The sequence below is a fragment of the Streptomyces sp. LaPpAH-108 genome, from assembly GCF_000373625.1.
Taxonomy (GTDB): Bacteria; Actinomycetota; Actinomycetes; order Streptomycetales; family Streptomycetaceae; genus Streptomyces.
The window spans coordinates 225,859-248,951 of the sequence record NZ_KB891993.1; the positions used below are offsets into that span (position 1 = coordinate 225,859).

General features: G+C 69.7%; 19 protein-coding genes, 1 pseudogene and 1 riboswitch. Of the genes and pseudogenes, 10 read left to right on the plus strand and 10 right to left on the minus strand.

Annotated elements, in window-relative coordinates; translation table 11 throughout:
• The first annotated feature begins 134 nt into the window (after positions 1-134).
• From nrdI to thiI, 4 genes are read left to right on the plus strand one after another with little or no spacing between them, the layout of a single operon-like run.
• Positions 135-563: a class Ib ribonucleoside-diphosphate reductase assembly flavoprotein NrdI gene (nrdI, locus tag B079_RS31845; protein WP_018546142.1), complete on the plus strand. Its 429-nt coding sequence runs from the start codon at positions 135-137 to the stop codon at positions 561-563.
• The gene (gene nrdE / locus B079_RS0112480; protein WP_037801543.1) at positions 560-2,737 is read left to right on the plus strand and encodes a class 1b ribonucleoside-diphosphate reductase subunit alpha; all 2,178 of its coding nucleotides are present in this window, start codon (positions 560-562) and stop codon (positions 2,735-2,737) included. Before nrdI ends, nrdE begins: the two co-directional genes overlap by 4 nt.
• A 32-nt stretch (positions 2,738-2,769) precedes the next feature.
• Complete coding sequence (gene nrdF, locus B079_RS31850) at positions 2,770-3,792, plus strand: class 1b ribonucleoside-diphosphate reductase subunit beta (protein ID WP_078495953.1); 1,023 nt, start codon at positions 2,770-2,772, stop codon at positions 3,790-3,792.
• Positions 3,793-3,801: 9 nt separating this feature from the next.
• Positions 3,802-5,052 (plus strand): tRNA uracil 4-sulfurtransferase ThiI, encoded by a 1,251-nt coding sequence (gene thiI / locus B079_RS0112490; RefSeq protein ID WP_051095073.1) that lies wholly within the window; start codon positions 3,802-3,804, stop codon positions 5,050-5,052.
• Here the strand turns inward: thiI and B079_RS0112495 are convergent.
• From B079_RS0112495 to B079_RS0112505, 3 genes are read right to left on the minus strand one after another with little or no spacing between them, the layout of a single operon-like run.
• Positions 5,049-6,185 (minus strand): bifunctional 2-methylcitrate synthase/citrate synthase, encoded by a 1,137-nt coding sequence (locus B079_RS0112495; RefSeq protein ID WP_018546146.1) that lies wholly within the window; start codon positions 6,183-6,185, stop codon positions 5,049-5,051. The genes thiI and B079_RS0112495 overlap by 4 nt on opposite strands.
• Before the next feature lie 33 nt (positions 6,186-6,218).
• Positions 6,219-7,124, minus strand: a complete 906-nt coding sequence (gene prpB / locus B079_RS0112500; RefSeq protein ID WP_018546147.1) for a methylisocitrate lyase — start codon at positions 7,122-7,124, stop codon at positions 6,219-6,221.
• Complete coding sequence (locus B079_RS0112505; RefSeq protein ID WP_018546148.1) at positions 7,124-8,632, minus strand: MmgE/PrpD family protein; 1,509 nt, start codon at positions 8,630-8,632, stop codon at positions 7,124-7,126. The genes prpB and B079_RS0112505 overlap by 1 nt, the downstream gene beginning before the upstream one ends.
• 204 nt (positions 8,633-8,836) lie before the next feature.
• Here B079_RS0112505 and B079_RS0112510 point away from each other — a divergent pair, with 204 nt between their 5' ends.
• On the plus strand, positions 8,837-10,279 hold the full coding sequence (locus tag B079_RS0112510) for a short-chain fatty acyl-CoA regulator family protein (protein ID WP_018546149.1): 1,443 nt from the start codon (positions 8,837-8,839) through the stop codon (positions 10,277-10,279).
• Positions 10,280-10,312: 33 nt separating this feature from the next.
• On the opposite strand, the gene B079_RS0112515 is transcribed toward B079_RS0112510, so the two are convergent.
• The 6 genes and pseudogenes from B079_RS0112515 to B079_RS35820 all read right to left on the minus strand — a co-directional run.
• A complete protein-coding gene (locus B079_RS0112515; protein WP_018546150.1) occupies positions 10,313-11,092 on the minus strand; it encodes an enoyl-CoA hydratase in 780 nt (259 codons plus the stop codon).
• Entirely contained in the window at positions 11,089-11,985 is an 897-nt protein-coding gene (gene mmsB / locus B079_RS0112520) for a 3-hydroxyisobutyrate dehydrogenase (protein ID WP_026248627.1), read from the minus strand. The genes B079_RS0112515 and mmsB overlap by 4 nt, the downstream gene beginning before the upstream one ends.
• Positions 11,982-13,046: an enoyl-CoA hydratase/isomerase family protein gene (locus tag B079_RS0112525; protein ID WP_018546152.1), complete on the minus strand. Its 1,065-nt coding sequence runs from the start codon at positions 13,044-13,046 to the stop codon at positions 11,982-11,984. Before B079_RS0112525 ends, mmsB begins: the two co-directional genes overlap by 4 nt.
• Positions 13,043-14,191, minus strand: coding sequence for an acyl-CoA dehydrogenase family protein (locus tag B079_RS0112530; protein WP_018546153.1), 1,149 nt, complete (start codon positions 14,189-14,191; stop codon positions 13,043-13,045). The genes B079_RS0112525 and B079_RS0112530 overlap by 4 nt, the downstream gene beginning before the upstream one ends.
• A gap of 6 nt (positions 14,192-14,197) precedes the next feature.
• On the minus strand, positions 14,198-15,721 hold the full coding sequence (locus B079_RS0112535) for a CoA-acylating methylmalonate-semialdehyde dehydrogenase (protein WP_018546154.1): 1,524 nt from the start codon (positions 15,719-15,721) through the stop codon (positions 14,198-14,200).
• Positions 15,722-15,953: 232 nt separating this feature from the next.
• Positions 15,954-16,135: riboswitch (cobalamin riboswitch) on the minus strand.
• A 186-nt stretch (positions 16,136-16,321) separates the two neighbouring features.
• Positions 16,322-16,468: pseudogene (locus tag B079_RS35820) on the minus strand (peptidase C39 family protein); the annotation flags it as partial.
• 846 nt (positions 16,469-17,314) lie between these two features.
• On the opposite strand from B079_RS35820, the gene B079_RS0112540 reads away from it, so the two are divergent.
• On the plus strand, positions 17,315-18,346 hold the full coding sequence (locus tag B079_RS0112540; RefSeq protein ID WP_018546155.1) for an NAD-dependent epimerase/dehydratase family protein: 1,032 nt from the start codon (positions 17,315-17,317) through the stop codon (positions 18,344-18,346).
• Positions 18,347-18,349: 3 nt separating this feature from the next.
• Here B079_RS0112540 and B079_RS0112545 read toward each other — a convergent pair whose 3' ends face one another.
• Positions 18,350-19,756, minus strand: coding sequence for a tetratricopeptide repeat protein (locus tag B079_RS0112545; protein WP_018546156.1), 1,407 nt, complete (start codon positions 19,754-19,756; stop codon positions 18,350-18,352).
• 230 nt (positions 19,757-19,986) lie between these two features.
• On the opposite strand from B079_RS0112545, the gene B079_RS0112550 reads away from it, so the two are divergent.
• The 4 genes from B079_RS0112550 to B079_RS0112570 all read left to right on the plus strand — a co-directional run bounded on the left by B079_RS0112550 (position 19,987) and on the right by B079_RS0112570 (position 23,034).
• A complete protein-coding gene (locus tag B079_RS0112550; protein WP_018546157.1) occupies positions 19,987-20,463 on the plus strand; it encodes an ATP-binding protein in 477 nt (158 codons plus the stop codon).
• Positions 20,421-20,954, plus strand: coding sequence for a hypothetical protein (locus B079_RS0112555; protein WP_158684974.1), 534 nt, complete (start codon positions 20,421-20,423; stop codon positions 20,952-20,954). Before B079_RS0112550 ends, B079_RS0112555 begins: the two co-directional genes overlap by 43 nt.
• A 361-nt stretch (positions 20,955-21,315) precedes the next feature.
• Positions 21,316-22,557 (plus strand): GntR family transcriptional regulator, encoded by a 1,242-nt coding sequence (locus B079_RS31860; RefSeq protein WP_018546160.1) that lies wholly within the window; start codon positions 21,316-21,318, stop codon positions 22,555-22,557.
• Between the two features lie 27 nt (positions 22,558-22,584).
• Positions 22,585-23,034 (plus strand): DUF6082 family protein, encoded by a 450-nt coding sequence (locus B079_RS0112570; RefSeq protein WP_018546161.1) that lies wholly within the window; start codon positions 22,585-22,587, stop codon positions 23,032-23,034.
• The last annotated feature ends 59 nt before the right edge of the window (positions 23,035-23,093 follow it).

Genomic DNA, 23,093 nt, shown 5'->3' on the forward strand with positions numbered 1-23,093 from the left:
CAGGTGGCAGACGCTCGGATCCGGGTGAGGTGGTTCTCCGCCGCCCCGGCGTCCCGCCGTACGCGCCGCGCCGCTCCTCCCCGCCCCCAGGTCCTCGGACCAGGACGGGAACGAGCGAGAGGAGACGGCGGTCGATGAGCGGTCTCGTGTATTTCTCCAGCGTCTCGGAGAACACCCGGCGCTTCGTGGAGAAACTGGGCCTGCCCGCCACACGGATCCCCCTGCACCCCCACCGCGAGGGCCTGCCGCGGGTGACCGAGCCCTATGTGCTGATCGTGCCGACCTACGGCGGCGGCGAGCGTGCCGGGGCGGTTCCCAAGCAGGTGATCCGCTTTCTGAACATCGAGGCCAACCGCACCTTGCTGCGTGGGGTGATCGCCTCCGGCAACACCAACTTCGGCGTGGACTACTGCCTGGCGGGCCGGGTCATCTCGGCCAAGTGCGGTGTCCCCGAGCTGTACCGATTCGAACTGCTGGGCACGGACCGCGATGTCCGTGCCGTGAGGGAAGGACTTCAGACGTTTTGGACACGACACTCGGCGCAGCGGCGGTCGGCGGCATGACCACTCCTGTCGTCAGCACCCCCGCCGTCGACGCGACGGCACTCCCCCGCGAGTCGGTCGGCGCGCGCAAGGACTACCACGCACTGAACGCCATGCTGAACATGTACGACTGCGACGGCCGCATCCAGTTCGGCAAGGACCGCGAGGCCGTCCGCCAGTACTTCCTCCAGCACGTGAACCCGAACACGGTGGTCTTCCCCACGCTGGAGGAGAAGATCGACTATCTGATCGAGAACGACTACTACGAGGCCGCGCCGATCCGGCGCTACCCGTGGGAGTTCGTCAAGGGCCTGTACCGGCAGGCGTACGCCCACGAGCACCGGTTCCGCACCTTCCTCGGCGCGTTCAAGTACTACACCTCGTACACGCTGAAGACGTTCGACAACTCCCGCTACCTGGAGCGGTACGAGGACCGGGTCGTCGCAACCGCCCTGTATCTCGGCGCCGGAGACGAGGAGTTGGCGTCCCGGCTGGTGGACGAGATGCTGACCGGCCGCTTCCAGCCCGCCACCCCGACCTTCCTCAACGCGGGCAAGGCGCAGCGCGGCGAACTGGTCTCCTGCTTCCTGCTGCGCGTCGAGGACAACCTGGAGTCGATCGGCCGGGGCGTCAACTCCGCGCTCCAGCTGTCCAAGCGGGGCGGCGGTGTCGCCCTGCTGCTGACCAACCTGCGGGAGCGCGGCGCCCCGATCAAGAAGATCGAGAACCAGTCCTCGGGCGTGGTCCCGGTGATGAAGCTGCTGGAGGACTCCTTCTCGTACGCCAACCAGCTCGGCGCGCGGCAGGGCGCGGGCGCGGTGTATCTGCACGCCCACCACCCGGACATCATGCGGTTCCTGGACACCAAGCGGGAGAACGCGGATGAGAAGATCCGCATCAAGACCCTCTCGCTCGGCGTGGTCGTCCCGGACATCACCTTCGAACTGGCCAAGCGCAACGAGGACATGCATCTGTTCTCGCCGTACGACGTGGAGCGCGAGTACGGCAAGCCGCTGTCGGACCTGTCGGTGAGCGAGCACTACGACGACCTGGTCGCCAACCCCCGCATCCGCAAGACCACGTTGAGTGCCCGCGAGTTCTTCAAGACCGTCGCGGAGCTGCAGTTCGAGTCCGGCTATCCGTATCTGCTGTTCGAGGACACGGTGAACCGGGCGAACCCGATCCCCGGCTGGATCAACATGTCCAACCTGTGCTCGGAGATCCTTCAGGTCAACACGCCCAGTACTTATGACACTTCACTGGGGTACGAGACCGTCGGCCGGGACATCTCCTGCAACCTGGGCTCGCTGAACATCGCCGCCGCCATGGCCTCCCCCGATCTCGGCGCCACGGTGGAGACGGCGGTGCGCGGACTCACCTCGGTCTCCGACCAGTCGCACATCGACGCCGTGCCGTCCGTGGCCCGCGGCAACGAGCTGTCGCACGCCATCGGCCTCGGCCAGATGAACCTGCACGGCTATCTCGCCTCGCGGCACATCCACTACGGCAGCGAGGAGGGCGTCGACTTCACGAACCTGTACTTCTACGCGGTCGCCTATCACGCGCTGCGCGCCTCGAACCGGATCGCGATCGAGCGCGGCACCGCCTTCGACGGCTTCGAGCGGTCCGCGTACGCCGACGGCTCCTACTTCGACAAGTACACCGAGCGGGCGTGGGAACCGGCCACCGAGCGGGTGCGGGCCCTGTTCGCGGAGGCCGGGGTGCGGCTGCCGGACCAGGACGACTGGCGGGAGCTGCGCGCTTCCGTCATGGAGCACGGCATCTACAACCAGTACCTCCAGGCCGTCCCGCCCACCGGCTCCATCAGCTACATCAACGACGCGACCGCCTCCATCCACCCGGTCGCCGCCAAGGTGGAGATCCGCAAGGAGGGCCGGCTGGGCCGCGTCTACTACCCGGCGCCGCACATGGACGACGACAACCTGGAGTACTTCCAGGACGCGTACGAGATCGGCTACGAGAAGATCATCGACACTTACGCAGCCGCCACCCAGCACGTGGACCAGGGGCTGAGCTGCACGCTCTTCTTCCGGGACACGGCGACCACCCGTGACCTGAACAAGGCCCAGATCCACGCCTGGCGCAAGGGCATCAAGACCCTCTACTACATCCGGCTGCGCCAGGAGGCGCTGGAGGGCACCGAGATCGAGAACTGCCTCTCCTGCACCCTGTGACCCTGCCCGACCCGCTCGTGAAAGCACCGACGATGACCACCACCCCCGCCCCGCTGACCGACCTGTCGGTCACGCCCCCGTCCTACCGGCACGACCCCGCCGCCCGGCTCCGCCCGGTCAACTGGAACCGGGTCACCGACGAGAAGGACCTGGAGGTCTGGAACCGCCTGACCTCGAACTTCTGGCTGCCCGAGAAGGTCCCGCTCTCCGGTGACCTCTCCGCCTGGCAGCAGCGGCTCTCCCCCGAGGAACGCACCCTCACCATGCGGGTGTTCACCGGTCTGACCATGCTCGACACGGTGCAGGCCACCGTGGGCGAGATCGTGCAGATCCAGGACGCGCGCACCGAGCACGAGGAGGCGGTGTACACCAACATCGCCTTCATGCAGGCCGTGCACGCCCGCAGCTACTCCTCGGTCTTCTCCACGCTCGCGAACACCCCCGAGATCGACGACGCCTACCGCTGGGCGGTCGGCAACGACGTCCTCCAGCGGCGCTGCAAGACGGTTCTGAAGTACTACTACGGCGACGACCCGCTGAAGCGGAAGGTCGCCTCCACCCTGCTGTCGTCGCTGCTGCTGTACGCGGGCTTCTATCTCCCGCTGCACTTCTCGACCCACGCGCTGCTCACCAACACCGCCGACATGATCCGGCTGATCCTGCGGGACAAGGCGGTGCACGGCTACTACTCGGGCTACAAGTACCAGCGCGGCCTGGAGAAGCTGAGCCCGGCCGGCCAGGAGGAGATGCGCGCCTTCACGTTCGCCCTGCTGGAGGAGCTGTACGAGCTGGAACTCCGGTACTCCGGTGAGCTGTACGAGCCGCTGGGGCTGATGGACGACGTGGCCGTCTTCGTCCGGTACAACGCCGACAAGGCGCTGATGAACCTCGGTTACGACGCCCGCTTCGGCGCCGCCGGGACCGAGGTCAACCCGGAGATCCTGGCCGCGCTGTCCCCGGGCGCGGACGAGAACCACGACTTCTTCTCCGGCTCCGGCTCGTCCTATGTGATGGGCAAGGCCGAGGACACGGCCGACGACGACTGGGACTTCTGAGGAATGACCATGTCCGGTGAATCCCAGTCGTCCGCTCCCGGCCCCTGCGTGCTGCTCAAGCACGGCGAGGTCTTCCTCAAGGGACGCAACCGCCATCTGTTCGTGGAGCGGCTGCACGACAACCTCCGCGTCGCCCTGCGCGGCGTCGGCGGCTCCACGTGGATCAAGACCGCCCAGAACGTCACCGTGCTGGGCGGCCAGGTCCCCGTGGCCACGCTGGTGGAGCGGGCCCGGCGGGTGATCGGGTTCAACTCCGTCGCACCGGCCGTGCGGGTACCGAGCACGCTGGAAGCCGTCACGGCCGCGGCCGTCGACGCGCTCGCCGGGGTGCTCGCCGAACGGCCGGTGCGCGGTTTCGCCGTCCGGGTGAAGCAGCGGGACAAACAGTTCCCGCTGACCTCGTCCCGGATGGAGGCGCACCTCGGCGGACAGCTCCTGCGGGCGCTGGCGGTGAACCTCAGCATGCCCGATGTCACGCTCACGGTGGAGATCGACCGCAAGGAGACGTACCTCTCCTGGGAGCGCCACCCGGGGCTGAGCGGTCTGCCGGTGGGGTCCAGCGGACGCGCCCTGGTGCTGCTGTCCGGTGGCTACGACTCCCCGGTGGCCGCGCACCGCGCCATGCGGCGGGGACTGGCCTGCGACTTCGTGCACTTCAACGGGGCGCCGTACACCAACCCGTCCTCGGTGTACAAGGCGTACGCCCTGGCACGCGAGCTGAACCGCTGTCAGCCGCCCGGCGCCCTGCACGTCATCGCGCTCGGCAAGGCGCAGAAGCAGCTGGCCGTGGCGGGCGCGGGGCGGCTCCAGGTGGTCGCCCAGCGTCGGCTGATGGTGCGCACCGCCTCGGCGCTGGCCGCCCGCATCGGAGCCCAGGCGCTGGTCACCGGGGACAGTCTGGGCCAGGTGGCGAGCCAGACGCTGGCCAATCTGGCCGCGGTGGACGAGGCGGCGTCCCTGCCGGTCCTGCGCCCGCTGATCGGCTGGGTGAAGCAGGAGATCATCGACGAGGCCCGCACGATCGGCACCGCCGACATCTCCGTGCTCCCCGACGAGGACTGCTGCACCCTGCTCGCTCCGCCCCGGGTCACCACCCGGGCCCGGTTGCCCCAGGTGCGGGCGGTGGAACGGCGCCTGGAGCTGGACGAGTTGATCGAGTCGCTGCTGGCCGGTGCCCAGGTGCTGCGGCCCGGGGAGGAGGCGCAGACACCGGAGGCAGAGGTGCCGGTGGGGGAGGCGAGCTGCCCGGTGGCCGGTTAGGGGGCCGTCGGGACCGGGCGCCGGCCGGGACCGTCGTACGAGGCCAGCGGGCGGATCAGCGCGTTGTGCGCGAGCTGTTCGGTGATGTGGGCGGTCCAGCCGGTGATCCGGCTCATCACGAAGATCGGGGTGAAGGTGGGGGTGTCGAAGCCCATCAGGTGGTAGGCGAGCCCGGCCGGATAGTCGAGGTTGGGGTGGATGCCCTTGCGGGTGAGCATGGCGTGCCGCAGGGCCGCGTGCAGGGTGGCCAGCCGGGTCGTCTCGGGGTCGGCGGCGCGGGCGACCAGGCGGTCCAGGGCACCCTGCATGATCGGGACGCGGGAGTCGCCGTGCTTGTAGACGCGGTGGCCGAAGCCCATGATCTTCCGTTTGTCGGCCAGCGCCGCATCCAGCCACGCCTCGGCCCCGGCCGGGTCGGGTATCTCGGCGAGCATGTGCATCACCGCTTCGTTGGCACCGCCGTGCAGCGGGCCCTTGAGGGCGCCGATGGCGGCGGTGACCGCGCTGTACAGGTCGGAGAGCGTGGAGGTGACGACCCGGGCGGTGAACGTCGAGGCGTTGAAGCTGTGTTCGGCGTACAGCGTGAGCGAGATCTCGAAGCAGCGCACCACGTCCGGGTCGGGCACCGTGCCGAAGCACATGTGGAAGAAGTTCTCCGCGTACCCGAGGTCGGGGTGGGGCGGGATCGGGGCGAGCCCGCGGCGGCGGCGCTGGTCGGCGGCGACCACGGTCGGCAGTTTCGCCAGCAGGGCGAGGGACTTGGCGCGATGGGCGGTCGGGCTGCCGTCGTCCTCCGTGGGGTCCTCGGCGCCGAAGAAGCTGACGGCGGTGCGCAGCACGTCCATCGGGTGGCAGGTGGTGGGCAGGCGGGCGAGCAGTTCCGCGGTGGTGCGGTCCAGGGGGCGCAGGGCACGTTCGCGGGCCTGGAACTCGCGCAGCTGGACGGGGTCGGGGAGTTCGCCGTACCAGAGCAGATAGGCGACCTCCTCGAAGGAGCGGTGGGCGGCCAGGTCCTGGACCGCGTAGCCCCGGTAGGTGAGGGAGTTGGTCTCCTGGAGGACGGTGGAGATCTCGGTGGTGTCGACGACGACACCGGCGAGACCGCGGTGGATCTCGGGTGCGGTGGTGGTCATGGGGTGCCTGCCTTCGGGGGTCAGGTGCCGGGTCTAGTTCCCGGGCGGGAGGGTGAAGTCGAAGACGGCCGAGTCGAAGGCCGAGTAGTCCTCGTAGCCGAGGAGTTCGTAGAGGCGGGAGCGGGTCTGCATGCGGGGCAGCAGGGACTGCTGGGTGCCCTCGGCGGCGAGGGTGCGCAGGCCGTCCTCGACGGCGCCCATGGCCAGGCGGAGCAGGGTGACCGGGTAGAGGGCGATGTCGTAGCCGAGGTCGTCCAGCGTGCGCGCGTCCAGGAGGGGGCCCTTGCCGAACTCGGTCATGTTGGCGAGCAGGGGGACCGGGACGGCCTTGCGGAACGCCTCGAACTCGGCCTCGTCCGCGAGGGCTTCGGGGAAGATCGCGTCGGCGCCCGCGTCCACGTACGCCTTAGCGCGGTCGACGGCCGCGTCCAGTCCTTCGACGGCGCGGGCGTCGGTGCGGGCCATGAGCAGGAAGTCCGGGTCGCGGCGGGCGTCCACGGCGGCGCGGATGCGGCGGGTCATCTCCTCGCGGGGTACGACGGACTTGCCGTCGAGATGGCCGCAGCGCTTGGGGTTGACCTGGTCCTCCAGGTGCAGTCCCGCGAGTCCCGCGTCCTCCATGAGCTGGACGGTGCGGGCGGCGTTCATCGGCTCGCCGAAGCCGGTGTCGGCGTCGATGAGGACGGGCAGATCGGTCACCCGGGTCGTCTGCTGGGCGCGGGCGGCGACCTCGGTGGCGGTGGTCAGGCCGATGTCGGGCAGGCCCAGGTCGGCGGCGAGAACGGCGCCGGAGAGGTAAGCCGCCTCGAAGCCGGTGTCCTGGATGAGCCGGGCGGAGAGCGGGTTCAGAGCGCCGGGCATGACGAGCAGGCGGTTCTCGGTGAGCCGTTCCCTCAGGGCGCGGCGGCGTCCGGCGGGGGTGGTGCGGGTGTGCAGCATCAGAACAGGCCCTTCGGCAGGGTCGCGTCGTGGTCGGCCACGGCGTCGGTGTCGACGGCCGGGAACAGTCCGGCGAGGCCGTCGGCGGTCAGGCCGGGCAGGCGCTCGGCGGCGGCCAGGAACCGGTCCTGGTCGGCCGGGGCGACGATGCCCTCGGTGAGGGTGCGGAACTTGCTCGCGTAGGCCGGGCGGTCGAAGGGGCGGGCCCCGGCGGGGTGGGCGTCGGCGACGGCCAGCTCGTCCTCGATCACGGAGCCGTCCTCCAGCGTGATCACGGCGCGACCGCCGAAGGCGCGGCGCTCCGGGTCGGGGTCGTGGTAGCGGCGGGTCCACTCGGGGTCCTCGACCGTGGTGATCTTCCGCCAGAGCGCGACGGTCTCGGGGCGCCGGGCGCGCTCGGGGGCGTAGGAACGCTCGTGGTGCCAGGTGCCGTCCTCCAGGGCGACGGCGAAGATGTACGGCACCGAGTGGTCGAGGGTCTCGCGGCTGGCCGTCGGGTCGTACTTCTGCGGATCGTTCGCGCCGGAGCCGATCACGTTGTGGGTGTGGTGGCTGGTGTGCAGGACGACCGAGCGGACCTTCTCCAGCGGGCCGGTCTTCTCGCGCAGCCGCCGGGCCAGGTCGATGATCGCCTGGGCCTGGTACTCGGCGGAGTGCTCCTTGGTGTAGGTGTCGAGGATCGCGCGGCGGGGCTCGCCGGGTTCCGGGAGCAGGACCGTGTAGTCCGACTCCGGGCCGTCGAGCATCCAGGCCAGGAAGCCGTCCTCGCCCTCGTAGAGGGGGGACGGGGAGGTCTCGCCGCGCATCGCGCGGTCCACGGCCTCGATGGCGGCCTTTCCGGCGAAGGCGGGGGCGTACGCCTTCCAGCTGGAGATCTCGCCCTTGCGGGACTGCCGGGTCGCGGTGGTGGTGTGCACCGCCTGCTGCACGGCCTGGTACACCATCTCGGTGGGCAGCCGCAGCAGGGCGCCGAGGCCGCCCGCGGTGGCGGCGCTGAGGTGGGCCACGTGGTCGATGCGGTGCGCGTGCAGGCAGATGCCCTTGACCAGGGCGACGTGGATCTCGTAGGCGGCGACGATGCCGCGCAGCAGGTCGGCGCCGGTGCGGCCGGTGTGCTGGGCGACGGCGAGCAGGGGCGGGATGTTGTCGCCGGGGTGGGAGTAGTCGGCGGCCAGGTAGGTGTCGTGGAAGTCGAGTTCGCGGACCGCCGTGCCGTTGGCCCAGGCGGCCCACTCGGGGGAGACGCGGGTGCGGGTGCCGAAGACGGAGGCGCCGGGGGTGCTCGCGCCGTGCGCGGTGGCCTGGGCCCGGGCGACGGCGACGGGGCGGCGCAGCAGCGAGGCGACGGCGACCGAGGCGTTGTCGATCACCCGGTTGACGGCCATGGCCGTGCTGTCGGCGTCCGGCTCCTCGGTGGCGGTGGCCACGGCGGCGAGCTTCCAGGCGAGCTGGTCCTCGCGCGGCAGGCGGTCGGCGCTGGGGTGGACTCGGACGTGGTGCTCGATCACGGGACTCCTCGCGAGGGCGGTCGGACGGGTCTGACGTGATCGAGAGTGCCCGGTGGAGAGGCGCCGGACCACCCCTGTGGCCTGCGGAATCCGTACATGGCGGGCCTGTGGAACTGCGAAATCTGCGAATTGTGCGGATGCTATGTTCGCAAGCAGGCCGCCCCCGGCACCGACGCCCGCGGCCCGTGAGAGGAGGCGGTGACGATGGTCCGGCGCACGGACGTCCGCAAGATCTACGCCCACGCCAGACTGCGCCGCCTGCGCCGTGAGCAGGGCATGAACCAGGTCGACATGGCCCGTGCCCTGGGCATCTCCACCAGCTACGCCAATCAGATCGAGCAGGGCCAGCGCCCGCTGACCGCGCCGGTGCTGCGGCGGATCGCGGAGGTGTTCGGCGTCGACGCGGAGTACTTCTCCGAGGCCGCCGAGGACCGGCTCGCCGCCGATCTGCGCGACGCGCTGTCCGACGAGGCGTGCGGGGCCACGCCGCCCGCCGCCGAGGAGATCACCGAGGCCGCCCGCGACCACCCGGAGGTGGCCCGCGCGCTGGTCGCCCTGCACCGGCGCTACCGCGACGCCGCCGAGCAGGCCGCCGCCCTCGCCTCACCGGGCTCCGACGCCGCCCCGCCGCTCCCGGGCGAACCCCATGACGAGGTCCGGGACTTCTTCTACGCCCACCACAACCACTTCGACCCCCTCGACACCGAGGCCGAGCGCGCGGCCGGTGTCATGGAGCTGCGCCCCGGCCGCACCGCCGACCCGCTCGCCGCGCGCCTCGCCGCACGGCACGGCGTCACGGTGGTCCAGGCCGCTCCGGGCCACTCCCCCGACGCCCGCCGCTTCGACCGGGAGGCCGGGCTGCTCTTCCTCTCCCCCTGGCTCAGCGACGGCCAGCGTGCCTTCCAGCTCGCCACCCAACTGGCCCTGCTGGAGCACGGTCCGCTGCTCGACGGCCTCGCCACCAGCGCCCCCGAGCTGACCTCGCCCGACTCCACGGCTCTGGCCCGCATCGGCCTGGCCAACTATTTCGCGGGCGCCCTCCTGCTGCCGTACACCGCCTTCCACGCGACCGCCGAGGAGATGGGCTACGACATCGAGCTGCTGTCCGCCCGCTTCGGAGTCGGCTTCGAGACGGTCTGCCACCGGCTGAGCACCCTTCAGCGCACCGGTCACCGGGGCGTGCCGTTCTCCTTCCTGCGGGTCGACCGGGCGGGCAACATCTCCAAGCGGCAGTCCGCGACCGACTTCCACTTCTCCCGCCTGGGCGGCACCTGCCCGCTGTGGACGGTGTACGAGGCGTTCTCCGCGCCGGGGCGGATACTCACCCAGGTCGCGGAAATGCCGGACGGCAAGCGGTACTTCTGGATCGCCCGCACCGTCACCCGGGGCGGCCTCGGCCATCACGCCCCGCGCGCCGAGTTCGCCGTCGCCCTCGGCTGTGAACTGCGGCACGCCCAGCGGCTGGTGTACGCCGAGGGCGTCGCCCTGGACGACCCGCGCTCCGCGACCCCGATCGGTCTGGGCTGCCGTATCTGCGAGCGCCGCGACTGCGCGCAGCGGGCCCGTCCACCGGCGGGCGGGCGGCTGACGATCGATCCCGACCGGCGTACGTATGTGCCGTATCCGGTGGAGTCCGGGCGTCCTTGAGCCGGAGGGGCGGCCCTCCGGCTCAAGGGAGGATCACCGGTGCCGGAACTCGGGCGCCCGCTTGCCGACGAAGGCGCCCATGCCCTCCTTCTGGTCGGCGGTCGCGAACACCGCGTGGAACAGACGGCGTTCGAAGCGGACGCCTTCCGCGAGGGTGGTCTCGAAGGCGCGGGCGACCGCTTCCTTCGCCATCATCGCGACCGGCAGGGACATCCCGGCGACGGTCTCGGCGACCGCGAGCGCTTCACCGAGGAGGTCGGCGGCGGGCACGACCCGCGACACCAGCCCACTGCGCTCGGCCTCGGCGGCGTCCATGGTGCGCCCGGTCAGACACATGTCCATGGCCTTGGCCTTGCCCACGGCCCGGGTCAGCCGCTGAGAGCCGCCGATACCGGGGATCACCCCGAGTTTGATCTCGGGCTGGCCGAACACGGCGGTGTCGGCGGCGAGCAGGATGTCGCAGAGCATGGCGAGTTCGCAGCCACCGCCGAGGGCGTAACCGGCGACGGCCGCGACGGTCGGGGTGCGCAGTTGCCCGAGCCGGTCCCAGGCCGCGAACCAGTCGGCGAGGTACATGTCCATGTACCCCTGCGGCTGCATCTCCTTGATGTCGGCACCGGCCGCGAACGCCTTGTCCGAGCCGGTGATGACGATGCAGCCGCAGTCCGGATCGCGGTCCAGGGCCTCGGTCGCGGCGACCACCTCGTTCATCACCTGGAGGTTGAGCGCGTTGAGGGCTTTGGGCCGGTTGAGGGTGAGCAGGGCGGTACGGCCCTTGCGTTCGACCAGGACGGTCTCGTACTCGGTGGTCACGTGGCTTCTCCGCTCTGGTCCCTGATGGTGCGGACGATGCCCGAGAAGTCCTCGGAGTCACCGACGCGTTCGGCGTAGGCCGCGTACAACTCGGCCGCCTTGCGGCCGAGTTCCGCGTGGACACCGCCCTCACGGAGGGCGTTGGCGGCCAGGCCCAGGTCCTTGGCCATGAGGGAGGCCGCGAAACCGGGACGGTAGTCGCGATTGGCCGGGCTGGTCGGAACCGGGCCGGGGACGGGGCAGTTGACGCTGAGCGCCCAGCACTGTCCGGAGGCCATGGAGGCCACCTCGTACAGCGCCTGGTGGGACAGGCCCAGGCTCTCGCCCAGGACGAACGCCTCGCTGACCGCGATCATGGAGACGCCGAGGATCATGTTGTTGCAGATCTTGGCGGCCTGTCCGGCGCCCGGGCCGCCGCAGTGCACGGCCTTCTTGCCCATGATGTCCAGCAAGGGACGTGCCTCGGCGAACTCGTCCTCGCCCCCACCGGCCATGAAGGTCAGCGTGGCGGCCTCGGCGCCGACCACCCCGCCGGACACGGGTGCGTCCAGGGCGCGCATCCCGGCGGCGCGGGCCCGCTCGTGAGCCGTTCGCGCGTCGGCGACGTCGATGGTCGAGCAGTCCACGAAGAGGGTGCCGGGCCGGGCGGCGGTGAGGATGTCGTCGTAGAGGGCGAGGACGTGCCGTCCGGCGGGCAGCATGGTGACGACGATCTCGGCGTCCGCCACGGCGTCGGGCGCCGAGGCGGCGCGCTCGGCTCCGGCCGTGACCGCGCCGTCCAGCGCGGCGGGCACCAGGTCGTAGGCCCGTACCCGGTGTCCGGCCTTGACGAGGTTGGCGGCCATGGGCAGGCCCATGTGCCCGAGGCCGAGGAATGCGACAGTGCGGCTCACCAGGCCACCTCCACAGGGGTACCGGGTCCGGCGAGGCCGAGTTCGCGCTCGCCGAGAGGTGCGAAGAAGCGCGCCACGTCGGCATCGGTGACCTCGGCCAGGGTCTCCGGGGTCCAGCGCGGGTCACGGTCCTTGTCGATGATCTGGGCGCGGACACCTTCCAGCAGATCGGGGCTGGTCAGGGCCGCGCAGGAGACGCGGTACTCCTGGTCGAGCACCGCCTCCAGCGGGCCGAGCCGCCGGGCCCGGCGCAGGGACTCCAGGGTGACCTTCAAGGCGGTGGGCGACTTGGTGAGCAGGCCGTGCGCCGCCTCCTTCGCGGCGGGGTCGTCGTGCGCGAGCAGCCGGTGCAGGATCAGCTCGACCGAATCAGCGGCGTAGCAGGCGTCGATCCACCCCCGCCGGGCGGCCAGTTCGGCGGGCGGGGGCGGCTGGACGTACCGGGCGACGGCGTCCCGTACGGGAAGTGCGGCGAGGTCGTCCAGGAACGCCGGGAGCGATCCGGACGGCAGGTGGTGATCGGCCAGTCCGCACAGCAGGGCGTCGCCCGCGCCGATCGGGGTTCCGGTCAGGGCGAGATGTGTGCCCAGTTCGCCGGGGGCGAGGGCGAGGAGGTAGGTGCCGCCCACGTCCGGGACGAAGCCGATGCCGGTCTCCGGCATGGCGATCCGGGACCGTTCGGTGACGACCCGGACGCTGCCATGTGCGGAGATCCCGACGCCGCCGCCCATGACGATGCCGTCCATGACGGCGACGTACGGCTTCGGGTAGCGGGCGATGCGGGCGTTGAGCCGGTACTCGTCCCGCCAGAACGCGGCCGAGGCGGCACCGTCACCGTCCCGGGCGTCGTCGTGGATGGCGCGGATGTCACCGCCCGCGCACAGGCCGCGTTCGCCCGCGCCGGTGATGACGACGGTCTCGACGGCCGGATCGTGTTCCCACTCCGTGAGCGCTTCGTCGATGCGGAGCACCATCTCGTGGGTGAGGGAGTTCAGCGCCTCGGGGCGGTCGAGGACGATGTGGGCGGCATGACCCTGCGTACGGAACAGGATGTCGCTCATCCGAACGCCTCCGTCAGACCTCGGGCCACGATGACGCGCATGATCTCGTTGGTTCCTTCCAGGATCTGATGGACGCGCAGGTCACGGACGATCTTCTCGATGCCGTACTCGCTGAGGTAGCCGTAGCCGCCGTGGAGCTGGAGCGCGCGGTCGGCGACCGAGTAGCCGGTGTCGGTGGCGAACCGCTTCGCCATCGCGCACAGGTACGGCGCCTGCGGATCGCGCCGGTCCAGTGCCTGCGCGGCCTGCTGGACCAGGGCGCGGGCCGCGGCGAGTTCGGTCGCCATGTCGGCGAGGCGGAAACGCAGGGCCTGGGCGTCGAGGAGGCGCTGTCCGAAGGCTTCGCGGTCGGCGAGGTGGGCCAGGCTGCGGTCGAGTGCGCTGCGGGCACCGCCCAGGGAGCAGGCGGCGATGCCGAGTCGGCCGCCGTTGAGGCCGCTCATGGCGATGCGGAAGCCGTCTCCCTCGCGGCCGAGGAGCCGGTCGGCGGGCAGTCGGACGCCATCCAGGACGACCTGGCGGGTGGGCTGGGCGTTCCAGCCCATCTTGCGCTCGTCGGGGCCGAAGGCGAGGCCGGGGTCGTCCTTGTCGACGACGAACGCGGAGACGCCGTCCGGTCCCGGTCCGCCGGTGCGGGCCATGACGACATAGAGCTGGGAGGCGCCCGCGCCGGAGATGAACTGCTTGACGCCGGTGAGCACCCAGTGGTCGCCGTCGCGGACGGCGCGGGTGGTGAGCGCGGCGGCGTCCGAGCCCGCGCCCGGCTCGGTCAGGCAGTAGCTGGCGAGGTCGTCCATCGCGCACAGCCGGGGCAGCCATTGCTCGCGCTGGACCGGGTCGCCGTAGGTGTCGATCATCCAGGCGACCATGTTGTGGATGGAGAGGTAGCCCGCGATGGAGGGGCAGCCGGAGGCCAGGCTCTCGAAGACGAGGACGCCGTCGGAGCGGGTGAGGCCGGAGCCGCCGTACTCCTCACGGACGTAGACGCCGCCGAGGCCGAGCCCTGCGGCCTTGCGCAGGACGTCCACGGGGAAGTGCTTGTCGCGGTCCCATTCCAGGGCGTGCGGGGCCAGATGGTCCTGGGCGAAGTCGAGGGTGGCCTCGACGAGGGCCTGCTGTTCCTCGGTCAGAAGGGTGCTGGTCATGGCCGCTCACCCCATCGTGGGGAGGGTGAAGCTCGCACCCTCGCGCAGGCCGGAGGGCCAGCGGGAGGTGACGGTCTTCGTACGGGTGCAGAAGCGGACGGCGTCCAGGCCGTGCTGGTTGAGATCACCGAAGCCGGACCGTTTCCAGCCGCCGAACGTGTGATAGGCGACCGGCACCGGGATGGGCACGTTGACGCCGACCATGCCGACGCCGACCCGCCGGGTGAAGTCGCGGGCGGTGTCGCCGTCGCGGGTGAAGACGGCCACGCCGTTGCCGTAGGGGTGCTCGGTGGGCAGGCGCAGGGCCTCCTCGTAGTCGGCGGCGCGGACGACGCAGACGACGGGGCCGAAGATCTCCTCCTGGTAGATGCGCATCGCGGGGGTGACCCGGTCGAAGAGGCAGGCCCCGGTGAAGAAGCCCTCCTCGTGGCCGGGGAGGACGAAGTCCCGTCCGTCCACGACGAGTTCGGCGCCCTCTTCGACGCCGAGGTCGACGTAGGAGCGGACCCGGTCCACGGCGTCGCGGCCGACCAGTGGTCCGAAGTCGGCCTCGGGGTCGTCGCTGCGGCCGATGCGCAGGGCACCGATGCGTTCCTTGAGCCGGGCCACGAGGGCGTCGGCGGTCTCCTCACCGACGGGGACGGCGACCGAGATCGCCATGCAGCGTTCGCCCGCCGAGCCGTACCCGGCGCCGATCAGGGCGTCGACGGCCTGGTCCAGGTCGGCGTCCGGCATGACGATCATGTGGTTCTTGGCGCCGCCGAAGCACTGGGCGCGCTTGCCGTGGGCGGCGGCGGTGGCGTAGATGTGCGCGGCGATCGGGGTGGAGCCGACGAAGCCGAGGGCGGCGACGCGCGGGTCCTCCAGCAGGGTGTCGACCGCTTCCCGGGCTCCGTTGACGACGTTGAACACGCCGGGCGGCAGACCGGCCTCCAGGAAGAGTTCCGCGAGCCGCAGCGGTACGGACGGGTCGCGTTCGGAGGGCTTGAGGACGAAGGCGTTGCCGCAGGCCAGGGCGGGTGCGGCCTGCCACAGCGGGATCATCGCGGGGAAGTTGAACGGCGTGATGCCCGCGATGACCCCGAGGGGCGAGCGCAGCGAGTGGACGTCGATGCCGGTGCCCGCGTTGTCGGTGAACTCGCCCTTGAGCAGATGTGGGATGCCCGCGGCGAACTCCACGACTTCCAGGCCGCGTTGGAGGTCGCCGTGGGCGTCGGGGATCGTCTTGCCGTGCTCGGAGGACAGCAGCCGGGCCAGCGTGTCCTTCTCGCGTTCGGCGAGGTCGAGGAAGCGCAGCAGGACGCGGGCGCGGCGCTGCGGGTTCCACTCGGCCCACTCACGCTGGGCCTCGGCCGCCACGGTGATCGCGGCCTCGGTCTCTGCCCGGCTCGCCAGGGGGACGAGGGCCTGGATCTCGCCGGTGTCGGGGCGGTACACGTCGCCGTAGGTTCCCGAGGTTCCGGGGAGGTGCTTGCCGCCGACGAAGTGGGTGAGTTCGCGCGTCTCGGTGCGCGCGGTGGTGCGGACCATGGGTGCCTGCTCTCGTCAGGTGGGGTCCGGGGACGGCGCGCGGACCGGTCGCACACGGACACGGTGGCGTGCGGGTGCGCGGGCCGCGCGGGATGCGTGAATGGCGTGGGGGCCGTCAGGGCGTGACGGCGGAGACGGGCCGGACTCCTGGGCGTACCGCTGCTGTTGAGGCAGGTCGGCCGGGATCGTGGACGCACACCGGTGCCATGCGTGTCAGCTCCATCCTCGTGGACCACACGGAACATCCCGCGGCCGGTATCCTGACTTCCGGATCAGCGCGCGCCGTCCGCCTTCCCGACATCCAGCTCGTCAGTGGCGTCCTGCTCGACGGCGTACTCCCCGGTCACAGTGGCGGGACCGTGCCGGAATCACACCGGCTTCCCTGCACCGCGGGCCTTGCTCGCGACTATATAGTTGGACGTCCTAGTAAATCCAGCCCCTGGTGGAGCGCATTCGGGTGACACCGGGTTCGGGGGGCCGCCCTCGGTTTCCCGCGCCGCCGCGAACCGCACCGGCGCCCGGAATCGCGCCGCCCGCCCGACCATGGCCAGAAAAAGGCGACCACCCCGAGAAAGGTGGCCGCCTTCGACGAACCCTCGCTCAGCGAACCCCGACCTCAGCGAGCGGCCGCCGCTGACGCGGTGTCGGGTCAGCCGGGAAGTACAAGTAGCACACGCCACCAGCCCGCGATGCGACCTACCCCGAGGCGTTGCACCACTTCGTCCGCAGCCAGATACTCTCGAACTGATTCGACAGGCATTATCAGTTCCACCACAGCACATCAAATGAGCAGGTCAGACCCCATGGGGCCGATGCAAGTTGTCGGGCCCCACGGGACCTCATGCTGACTTCGTGCTGACTTCCAGTGCCGTCCCTTCCGGACCATTCGTGCCCGCGTGCTGGATCGGCGCTGACCCGGCGGCCAGCAGAGTTCACGATCCCAGCCGACAACAACCGAGTCCCCGGCCGGGGTCTTCCCGACGAGGACAATCACGCGCTGTGAACGCTTCCTCCGTTTGGTGTGGCCGAATCATGCAGCTACCGTCCTGCTCCAGCTTGACCTATGAGAAATGGACGGACGAACTGTGTGGGACGTCAAGGAGCTTGCCCGCTATCTCTGCAATCCTCCCTCTTGGATATACGACAACCACGCCAAGGAGGGCATCCCGAGCTTCCGGGTAGGCCAACAGCTTCGATTCACTCTCCATGAAGCGGAACACTCCCGCACCTGCGGGGGTGTTCCGGTGTCCCAGTCGTTGCCGATGCGGGCTTTGCGGTCCTCCCCGCAGGCGCGGGGGTGTTCCGCTCCTCGCGGACCCGCTGAAGGTCACCGTCGACGGCGTAGTGACCATGGATCTCCAAGAGAACCTGCGTGGGATCGAGCGGCAGATTTGAACAGGTTCGGCAAGCTCCTGCCCTGGACGACCCCGACGGCGACCCGGAGGGCGACGGCGAGCTACTCGTCCAAGCCTGGTTGACCCCTACCCGCCACTATCGGTAGAGACGACACGTCAGCACGCTCCAGCTTGTCGGGCAGCGCGGGACACACCGGGGTGGTGGCACGGAGGGCAAGCGGCGGGCAGGATCAGCGGCATGAAGATTCTGGTGCTTGGCGGAACCTGGTTTCTCGGGCGAGCGGTTGCCCAGGCCGCACTCGATCGAGGGTGGTCGGTGGACGCCTTCAACAGGGGAAGGTCCGGCTCCGCGCCGGACGGAACGCGCGAGATTCACGGAGATCGCACCGTACGCGAGGATCTGGTGCGCTTGGCGCTGCAGGGGCCTTGGGATGCCGTGGTCGACACCTCGGCCTCCGAGCTTGCCCCGCGCGACGTGCTGGCGGGAGCACGGGCGCTCGAACCCGTCGCGCGGAAGTACGTCTATATCTCGACCGTGAACGCCTATCGGGGATGGCCGAACGAGCCGCTCACGGAATCCTCGGAGCTGCTCGGCGCACCCGCTGATGCCGACGTGAACTATGGTCGGCTTCCGGCTAACTGGGACGGACCGGACTGGTACTACGGTCGACAGAAGGCTGGCGCCGAGCGTGCGGCGAAGGAGGCGTTCGGCGCTTCCCGTGTCTCGATCCTGCGGCCTGGCGTAATCCTGGGGCCCGGAGAATACGTGGGCCGACTTCCTTGGTGGCTGCAGCGGGCTTCAAAGGGCGGAGCGATCCTTGCTCCGGGCGTCCCGAACAAGGCGATCCAACCGGTGGATGTACGCGACGTGGCAGCGTTCGCGCTCGACCAGGCTGCTTCGTCAAGCGGTGGTGAGTTCAACGTGACCGCGCCGTTGGACCACGAGACCATGAGCGGCTTCCTCGGCGCCTGCGTCGATGCGACCGGGGGTGCCGGCGAGCTTGTCTGGGCACCCGACGATCTCCTCGTGGCGCACGGCGTGCAGCAGTGGACCGAGCTGCCGCTCTGGCGTACCCACGCGGGCGTGTGGAACGTCGATTCTTCGGGCGCGCAGGCGGCCGGTCTCCGATGCCGGCCTCTTGCGGAGACCGTTCGCGATACGTGGGAGTGGATGCAGTCTGGTGGAGTGCCCGTCGAGCATCCTCGTTGGGCCGAGCATGGGATCTCTCCGGAGAAGGAGGCGGCGATCCTTGCCGAGTTGGGCTTCTGAAGGTCAGCCCTCGACGGCCAGGGGAGTCGTGGCTCCGAGCCTGTTCGCTGATGCTTCCCTGGTGAAGTCCTCGATGCGCTCACCGAGTTGAACTGCTTCGGGGGCACCCCGGAATTCAGCTCGGCTCAGACCGCCCCGGATTGCGGCCATGCGTTCAAGAGTCCCAGCTCCACGCCATTCGGTCGGCACGGAGAAGGTGGGCTCAAGGGCGGCTTGAACCCCATCCAGCTCACCTCGAAGGAGCCGCGCTCGGGCAAGGTCCACGCGCGCCTGGGTCGAGATGAGTAGCGGACGCTGGTCTTCGGGCTTGACGCCGAGGAGTTGGAGGGCGCTCTCCGCAGCCTCCTCGGCGCCGTCTGCATCACCGAGCAAGAGGTAGGTCGTGGCATTGCTCATGGCTACGCGGTCGCTCGGAAAGCCGAACTCCCCACCAATGTCGTCGTGCAGCTCGTCCCGTGTACCGGTGTTCTGGTCGAGCGCGCTCCGCACCGCCCTCTCGGCGGCGACCTGGTTGCCCAGATGCCCGTAGGCGCGCCCCTCGATCACGAGCAGACGCGTCATGGCGGTGTCACCGAGCCCACCGAACTGCTGTGCTGTCCGGACGAGGCGGACTGCCTCCGCCGGGCGACCGCCCCAGAAGGCCAGGAACGCGAGCGCACCATGGGCGTACGCCTGGAGCGGACCGTGCTCGATCACCTGACCGTACAGCGCCGCGGTACGGGACAGGGAGACAGCCGCTGGAAGAGACCCCAGGTCAAACGAGATGGCGGACAGAATGGCAGCCGACTGACCGGCTGCCAGGTACCCCCGCGCCCGCTGACGGGGCACCTGCGTTCGTTCGAGCATCGACTGCGCGATGTCCAGCAGCTCTTTCGACCTGCGGTAGACCTCTACGGGCGACGTCCGGTTGTACCGGCGAGCAAGGGCGACGACGTCGTCGTCAAGCTGGTCGAGGGTCATGTCCGGCACGCTGAGGGAGGCGGCGTCCCCAGCGTGCGCGGCGGCGTCCCGAGCAGTCATTGCTAGATCACTCTCATTGATCGTAGGTGCGTACTTCCCCGCGACGTCCGGCGGCAGGTCGTTCGGCGGGCTGAGCAGATCGCGGACGGTATAGCCGAACATGTACTCAAGGACGGCCGGTGCCGGATGGTTGGGTAACCCCTTCACGCGCCCTGCCGTCCACCGGCGGAATGTCTGTTCCTCCACCGTCGCCGTTGAAGGAGGTTCGCCGGCCGCGGCAGCTAGCTCCCGTGCCGCCTTCTCGTACTCCCGTTTGAACCTGTCGTACGTCCAGCCGCGTTCCCAGACCAGCAGTTGGAGCAGCGTCCGCGCCCGCGCTCTCATCTCCACGACTTCCTTCCAGCTGGAGGTAACGAAGGAGGCCCGTTCGGCCTGGATAAGCCCTGCCATCCCACTATCGCCGAACTTCGGCCAGGGGTTGAGATCTTGGGGGCAAGTGGGGTCCAGATGACATGTCGGTGATACCTGCGTCACCTGGCGTGGCTCAGGTGATACCTCGCGTGACATGGCGGGACCGGCTCCTCAGGGGAAACCTTGGTCTCCCCTCACCGGCTCCGGGTCGCGAGTCCCGGAGACGGTGAGGTCCGGTTTGTCGTCCCCACGAAGCCGAGGCCACCACCATGAGCCAGAGCACCGCCACCCTGGAGCTGGAGCGCACAGAGCCCGTGTGCCCCCGTCCCGCCGCTCGACGCGCAGAGGCGGACGTGCCGCTGGAAGAGCACGTTTTTCAAGCGGTGTTCCGGCCTCATCTGTCCATGGTCGCGGACATGCGGCTGTCTACGGCGGCCGTCTTGCGGCGGGCGGGGTTGCCGCGCTTGCTGATCGGCAACGTGGTCCTGTCGGTGTCGGAACTCGTGACCAACGCGATTGAGCATGGTCGCGGCGTCGTCAAGTTAGTGATCAATGTCAACGACGACATCGTCCGGGTCTCGGTGATCGGCAAGAACCCGGCTCCGGCGGTACTGAGGCAGGCCCGACTTGATGACACCTCTGGCCGCGGGCTCCTCCTTGTTCAAGAGCTGGCCGACGCTTGGGGCAGCGAGGGGCAGGAAACGTGGTGCGAATTCCGCCGCTCTCGGAAGGGCAGCGCGGCATGAACTCAACGCCGGTCCGGTTGCCTGACGAGGAATTCGCTTGCGGGGCGGCTCAGTTGCTCGCTTCGCTACGTGCCTCGTTCCTTCATGACGAGGACCTGGAGAATGATCTCGACGCGGTCCTCGGTGCTACCGCCGGCCCGATGAGCGTGGCTGGTGCCAGGCGCCAGCGTGTACGTCGTAAGAGCCTGTTTCGCCGCCGTGTCCGCGCGGCTGGCGAGATGCTGCCGCCGCCCGACAAGGCAGCGGTGTACGAGTTGGGGTGCGCCGTAACCCGCCTGGACCAAACGCTGGGTCAACTCGTCAACATCGCGAAGAGCCGTCTGGAACCGCCGCCGAGCCTGGGCGACCTGGCCGTCCGGCGCGCGAACGACGTGCGCAGCGCACAGCCGTGCCCCGTGGGCGAGTTCAAGGACGATCTCGCGCATCTGCGCCGATTGGCGATGGCGGCCTCCGACCTCCTCGACCTGCTGAGCGATGAGGAGGACCGCTAGTGAACCTGCCACGTCGGTTCTGGTGCCACATCGACACGTCCGTGGAAACGCTGCCCGACAACCAGATCGTGGAGACGTCGGAGGACGCAGTCCACTGGGTCCGCGAGTCCGTCCGGGGCGTCTTCCTCTCCTTTGACCGTCGCGTGTTCCACCGGACGTGGGGGTGGCTCGGAGATCACCGGGCCATGGATGCCGGAGTCATCAGCCTTCAGGGGGGACGACCGTACGAGTTCGCCGTGAAGGTTCAAATGGGCAGTTGGCTATGGAGCGCGCACCCGGTTCGGGTACTCCCGCTCGCCACCCCGTGCGGGAGTCCGGCCAGCACCAGCTCCAGTAGGCCCCCCATCGCGTCGGAGGCGTCATGACATTCGAGTTCGACGCGACCTACAAGGACCTCCGCCGCGGTCTCTCCCAACTCGCCAAACTGGGAGACAAGTCCAGTGATCTTGCTGGCGCGACCGCTGAACGGCAACAGGCCCAGGACCTGGTGGACTTGTGGCTGCCGCACGCCGAGACCCGTCTGCGCGAGGCCGCCGAATCGCCGTCGGATCAGGCGCGCTGGCGCCAGACGATCCAGGGCGTGGTGCCTCCCGAGAAGCCAGAAGCCGAGGGGGTGGAAGCCGAATCGGACTTCGTGGCCTTCCTCAGCGGCGCGCGTGTCCTGCTGCACTGTCTGCTGGAGGCGGAGCGGCCCGGCCCGCAGGTCGTCGCCATCGCCGACCGCGTGCGGAAGTCGATCAAGGATGGTGAGTACCCCCCGGGGTCATGGCTGAATGTCGGTCGTATCGCCACCGAGGCCGGATGCATGCAGGCATCGGTCGAGCGTGCACGCCTTGCTCTCCGCGACCTTGAAGCTGAGGGACTCGTCATCTTCCACCCATGGTCCGGTCGGCCGCGTGTCGCGGGAGAAGCCAAAAAACCCGACCGGCCGACCCGGATCGCGGGTTGGCTTCGCGTGCTCATAGCGGAGGGCGTATATCCCCCGTATTCCAACCTTCCTACGGGCCAGCAGCTGGCGCACGCTCTGCTCGCGCAGTCTTCGGACGTCACAGCGGCGATGCGCATCCTGGCCGCCGAGAAGATCCTGAACTACCGCCCCGGGATGCGCCTGCTGAGGAAGCCCTGGCCGCCGCCCACCGACATCGCGCCGCCCCCGGAGATCGCGGATCTGGCGCAGAAGTTGCGCGGCCTCGTGACTGAGGACCAGGACCTCAGTTCCTCGAACATCCGAATCACCTGCCAGCGCGCGAGGAACTGGTGGAGGTGCCGGAGCACCCCTCCCGCCGACCAGCTGGAGGACACCTTCCGCACGCTGGTCGCTGCGGCCTCGCACCTCTTCACACTCTTGGAGACGCGGCCCGCGTGCCAGGACACGGACACGCTGCTGCGGCGCACCGCCATCACCGCCCTCGCGGAGCTACCAGATGACTCACAAGAGCGCGTGTGGCGCACCGCGTGCCTAGCCGTCGCGGTTCTCGAACTCCAGCAAGCCGCAACCGCATTGGCGAGGCGCAGGGAGTGCATCCGCCAGGCGGTGGGTCCGGACCGAGGCGCTACCGGGGATTGCATCTTTCCCATCTCAGACGCCCATCAACGAACCTGAAAGAAAGGGAATTTCACAATGAATGGCATGATGTCCGTCCTGCTGGCCGGTCTGACCATCGCCGGAGTCGGCGTTCTCCGCATCGCGCAGGCGGAGAGACACCAGCGGCAGCGGAACATCCTGGCGATGACCCAGATGGACCAGGAGTGGCGACGCCACCTGGAGAGCGACCCCGAATTGCTGAAGCTCTGGGCCCCCGAAGGCGATGACGCTATGGGCCTCGGCCAGTACGCCCGAATCCTGAGCGCCAACCAGCTCGTCTGCGCCCTCGCCACACGCTACAAGGTGGGCCTCCTGGACGCGGCCACGCTGCGCGTTCAGGCCCGCTGGTTGATGTCCCGTTCGATCGGCCGCGACTACTGGTACGAGTGCAGGGCGCTCCGCGACGACGAGGCCCGCGACCGGTTTGATCGCAGCTTCAACCGGATCTTGAACGACGAGTTCGTCCCTCGTTCGACGGCCGACACCGTTGCTTGAGACATCCCGGTTGCGGTGCTGAACACCACCTCTGATCTCCGCGCGGGGGCCACTGCCAC

Excerpts from the sequence above, each read along its gene's own strand:
- nrdI (WP_018546142.1), top strand. The coding sequence starts at position 135 with ATGAGCGGTCTCGTGTATTTCTCCAGCGTCTCGGAGAACACCCGGCGC.
- nrdE (WP_037801543.1), top strand. The coding sequence starts at position 560 with ATGACCACTCCTGTCGTCAGCACCCCCGCCGTCGACGCGACGGCACTC.
- nrdF (WP_078495953.1), top strand. The coding sequence starts at position 2,770 with ATGACCACCACCCCCGCCCCGCTGACCGACCTGTCGGTCACGCCCCCG.
- thiI (WP_051095073.1), top strand. The coding sequence starts at position 3,802 with ATGTCCGGTGAATCCCAGTCGTCCGCTCCCGGCCCCTGCGTGCTGCTC.
- B079_RS0112495 (WP_018546146.1), bottom strand. The coding sequence starts at position 6,185 with ATGACCACCACCGCACCCGAGATCCACCGCGGTCTCGCCGGTGTCGTC.
- prpB (WP_018546147.1), bottom strand. The coding sequence starts at position 7,124 with ATGCTGCACACCCGCACCACCCCCGCCGGACGCCGCCGCGCCCTGAGG.
- B079_RS0112510 (WP_018546149.1), top strand. The coding sequence starts at position 8,837 with ATGGTCCGGCGCACGGACGTCCGCAAGATCTACGCCCACGCCAGACTG.
- B079_RS0112525 (WP_018546152.1), bottom strand. The coding sequence starts at position 13,046 with ATGAGCGACATCCTGTTCCGTACGCAGGGTCATGCCGCCCACATCGTC.
- B079_RS0112530 (WP_018546153.1), bottom strand. The coding sequence starts at position 14,191 with ATGACCAGCACCCTTCTGACCGAGGAACAGCAGGCCCTCGTCGAGGCC.
- B079_RS0112535 (WP_018546154.1), bottom strand. The coding sequence starts at position 15,721 with ATGGTCCGCACCACCGCGCGCACCGAGACGCGCGAACTCACCCACTTC.
- B079_RS0112540 (WP_018546155.1), top strand. The coding sequence starts at position 17,315 with ATGAAGATTCTGGTGCTTGGCGGAACCTGGTTTCTCGGGCGAGCGGTT.
- B079_RS0112545 (WP_018546156.1), bottom strand. The coding sequence starts at position 19,756 with ATGGCAGGGCTTATCCAGGCCGAACGGGCCTCCTTCGTTACCTCCAGC.
- B079_RS0112550 (WP_018546157.1), top strand. The coding sequence starts at position 19,987 with ATGAGCCAGAGCACCGCCACCCTGGAGCTGGAGCGCACAGAGCCCGTG.
- B079_RS31860 (WP_018546160.1), top strand. The coding sequence starts at position 21,316 with ATGACATTCGAGTTCGACGCGACCTACAAGGACCTCCGCCGCGGTCTC.
- B079_RS0112570 (WP_018546161.1), top strand. The coding sequence starts at position 22,585 with ATGATGTCCGTCCTGCTGGCCGGTCTGACCATCGCCGGAGTCGGCGTT.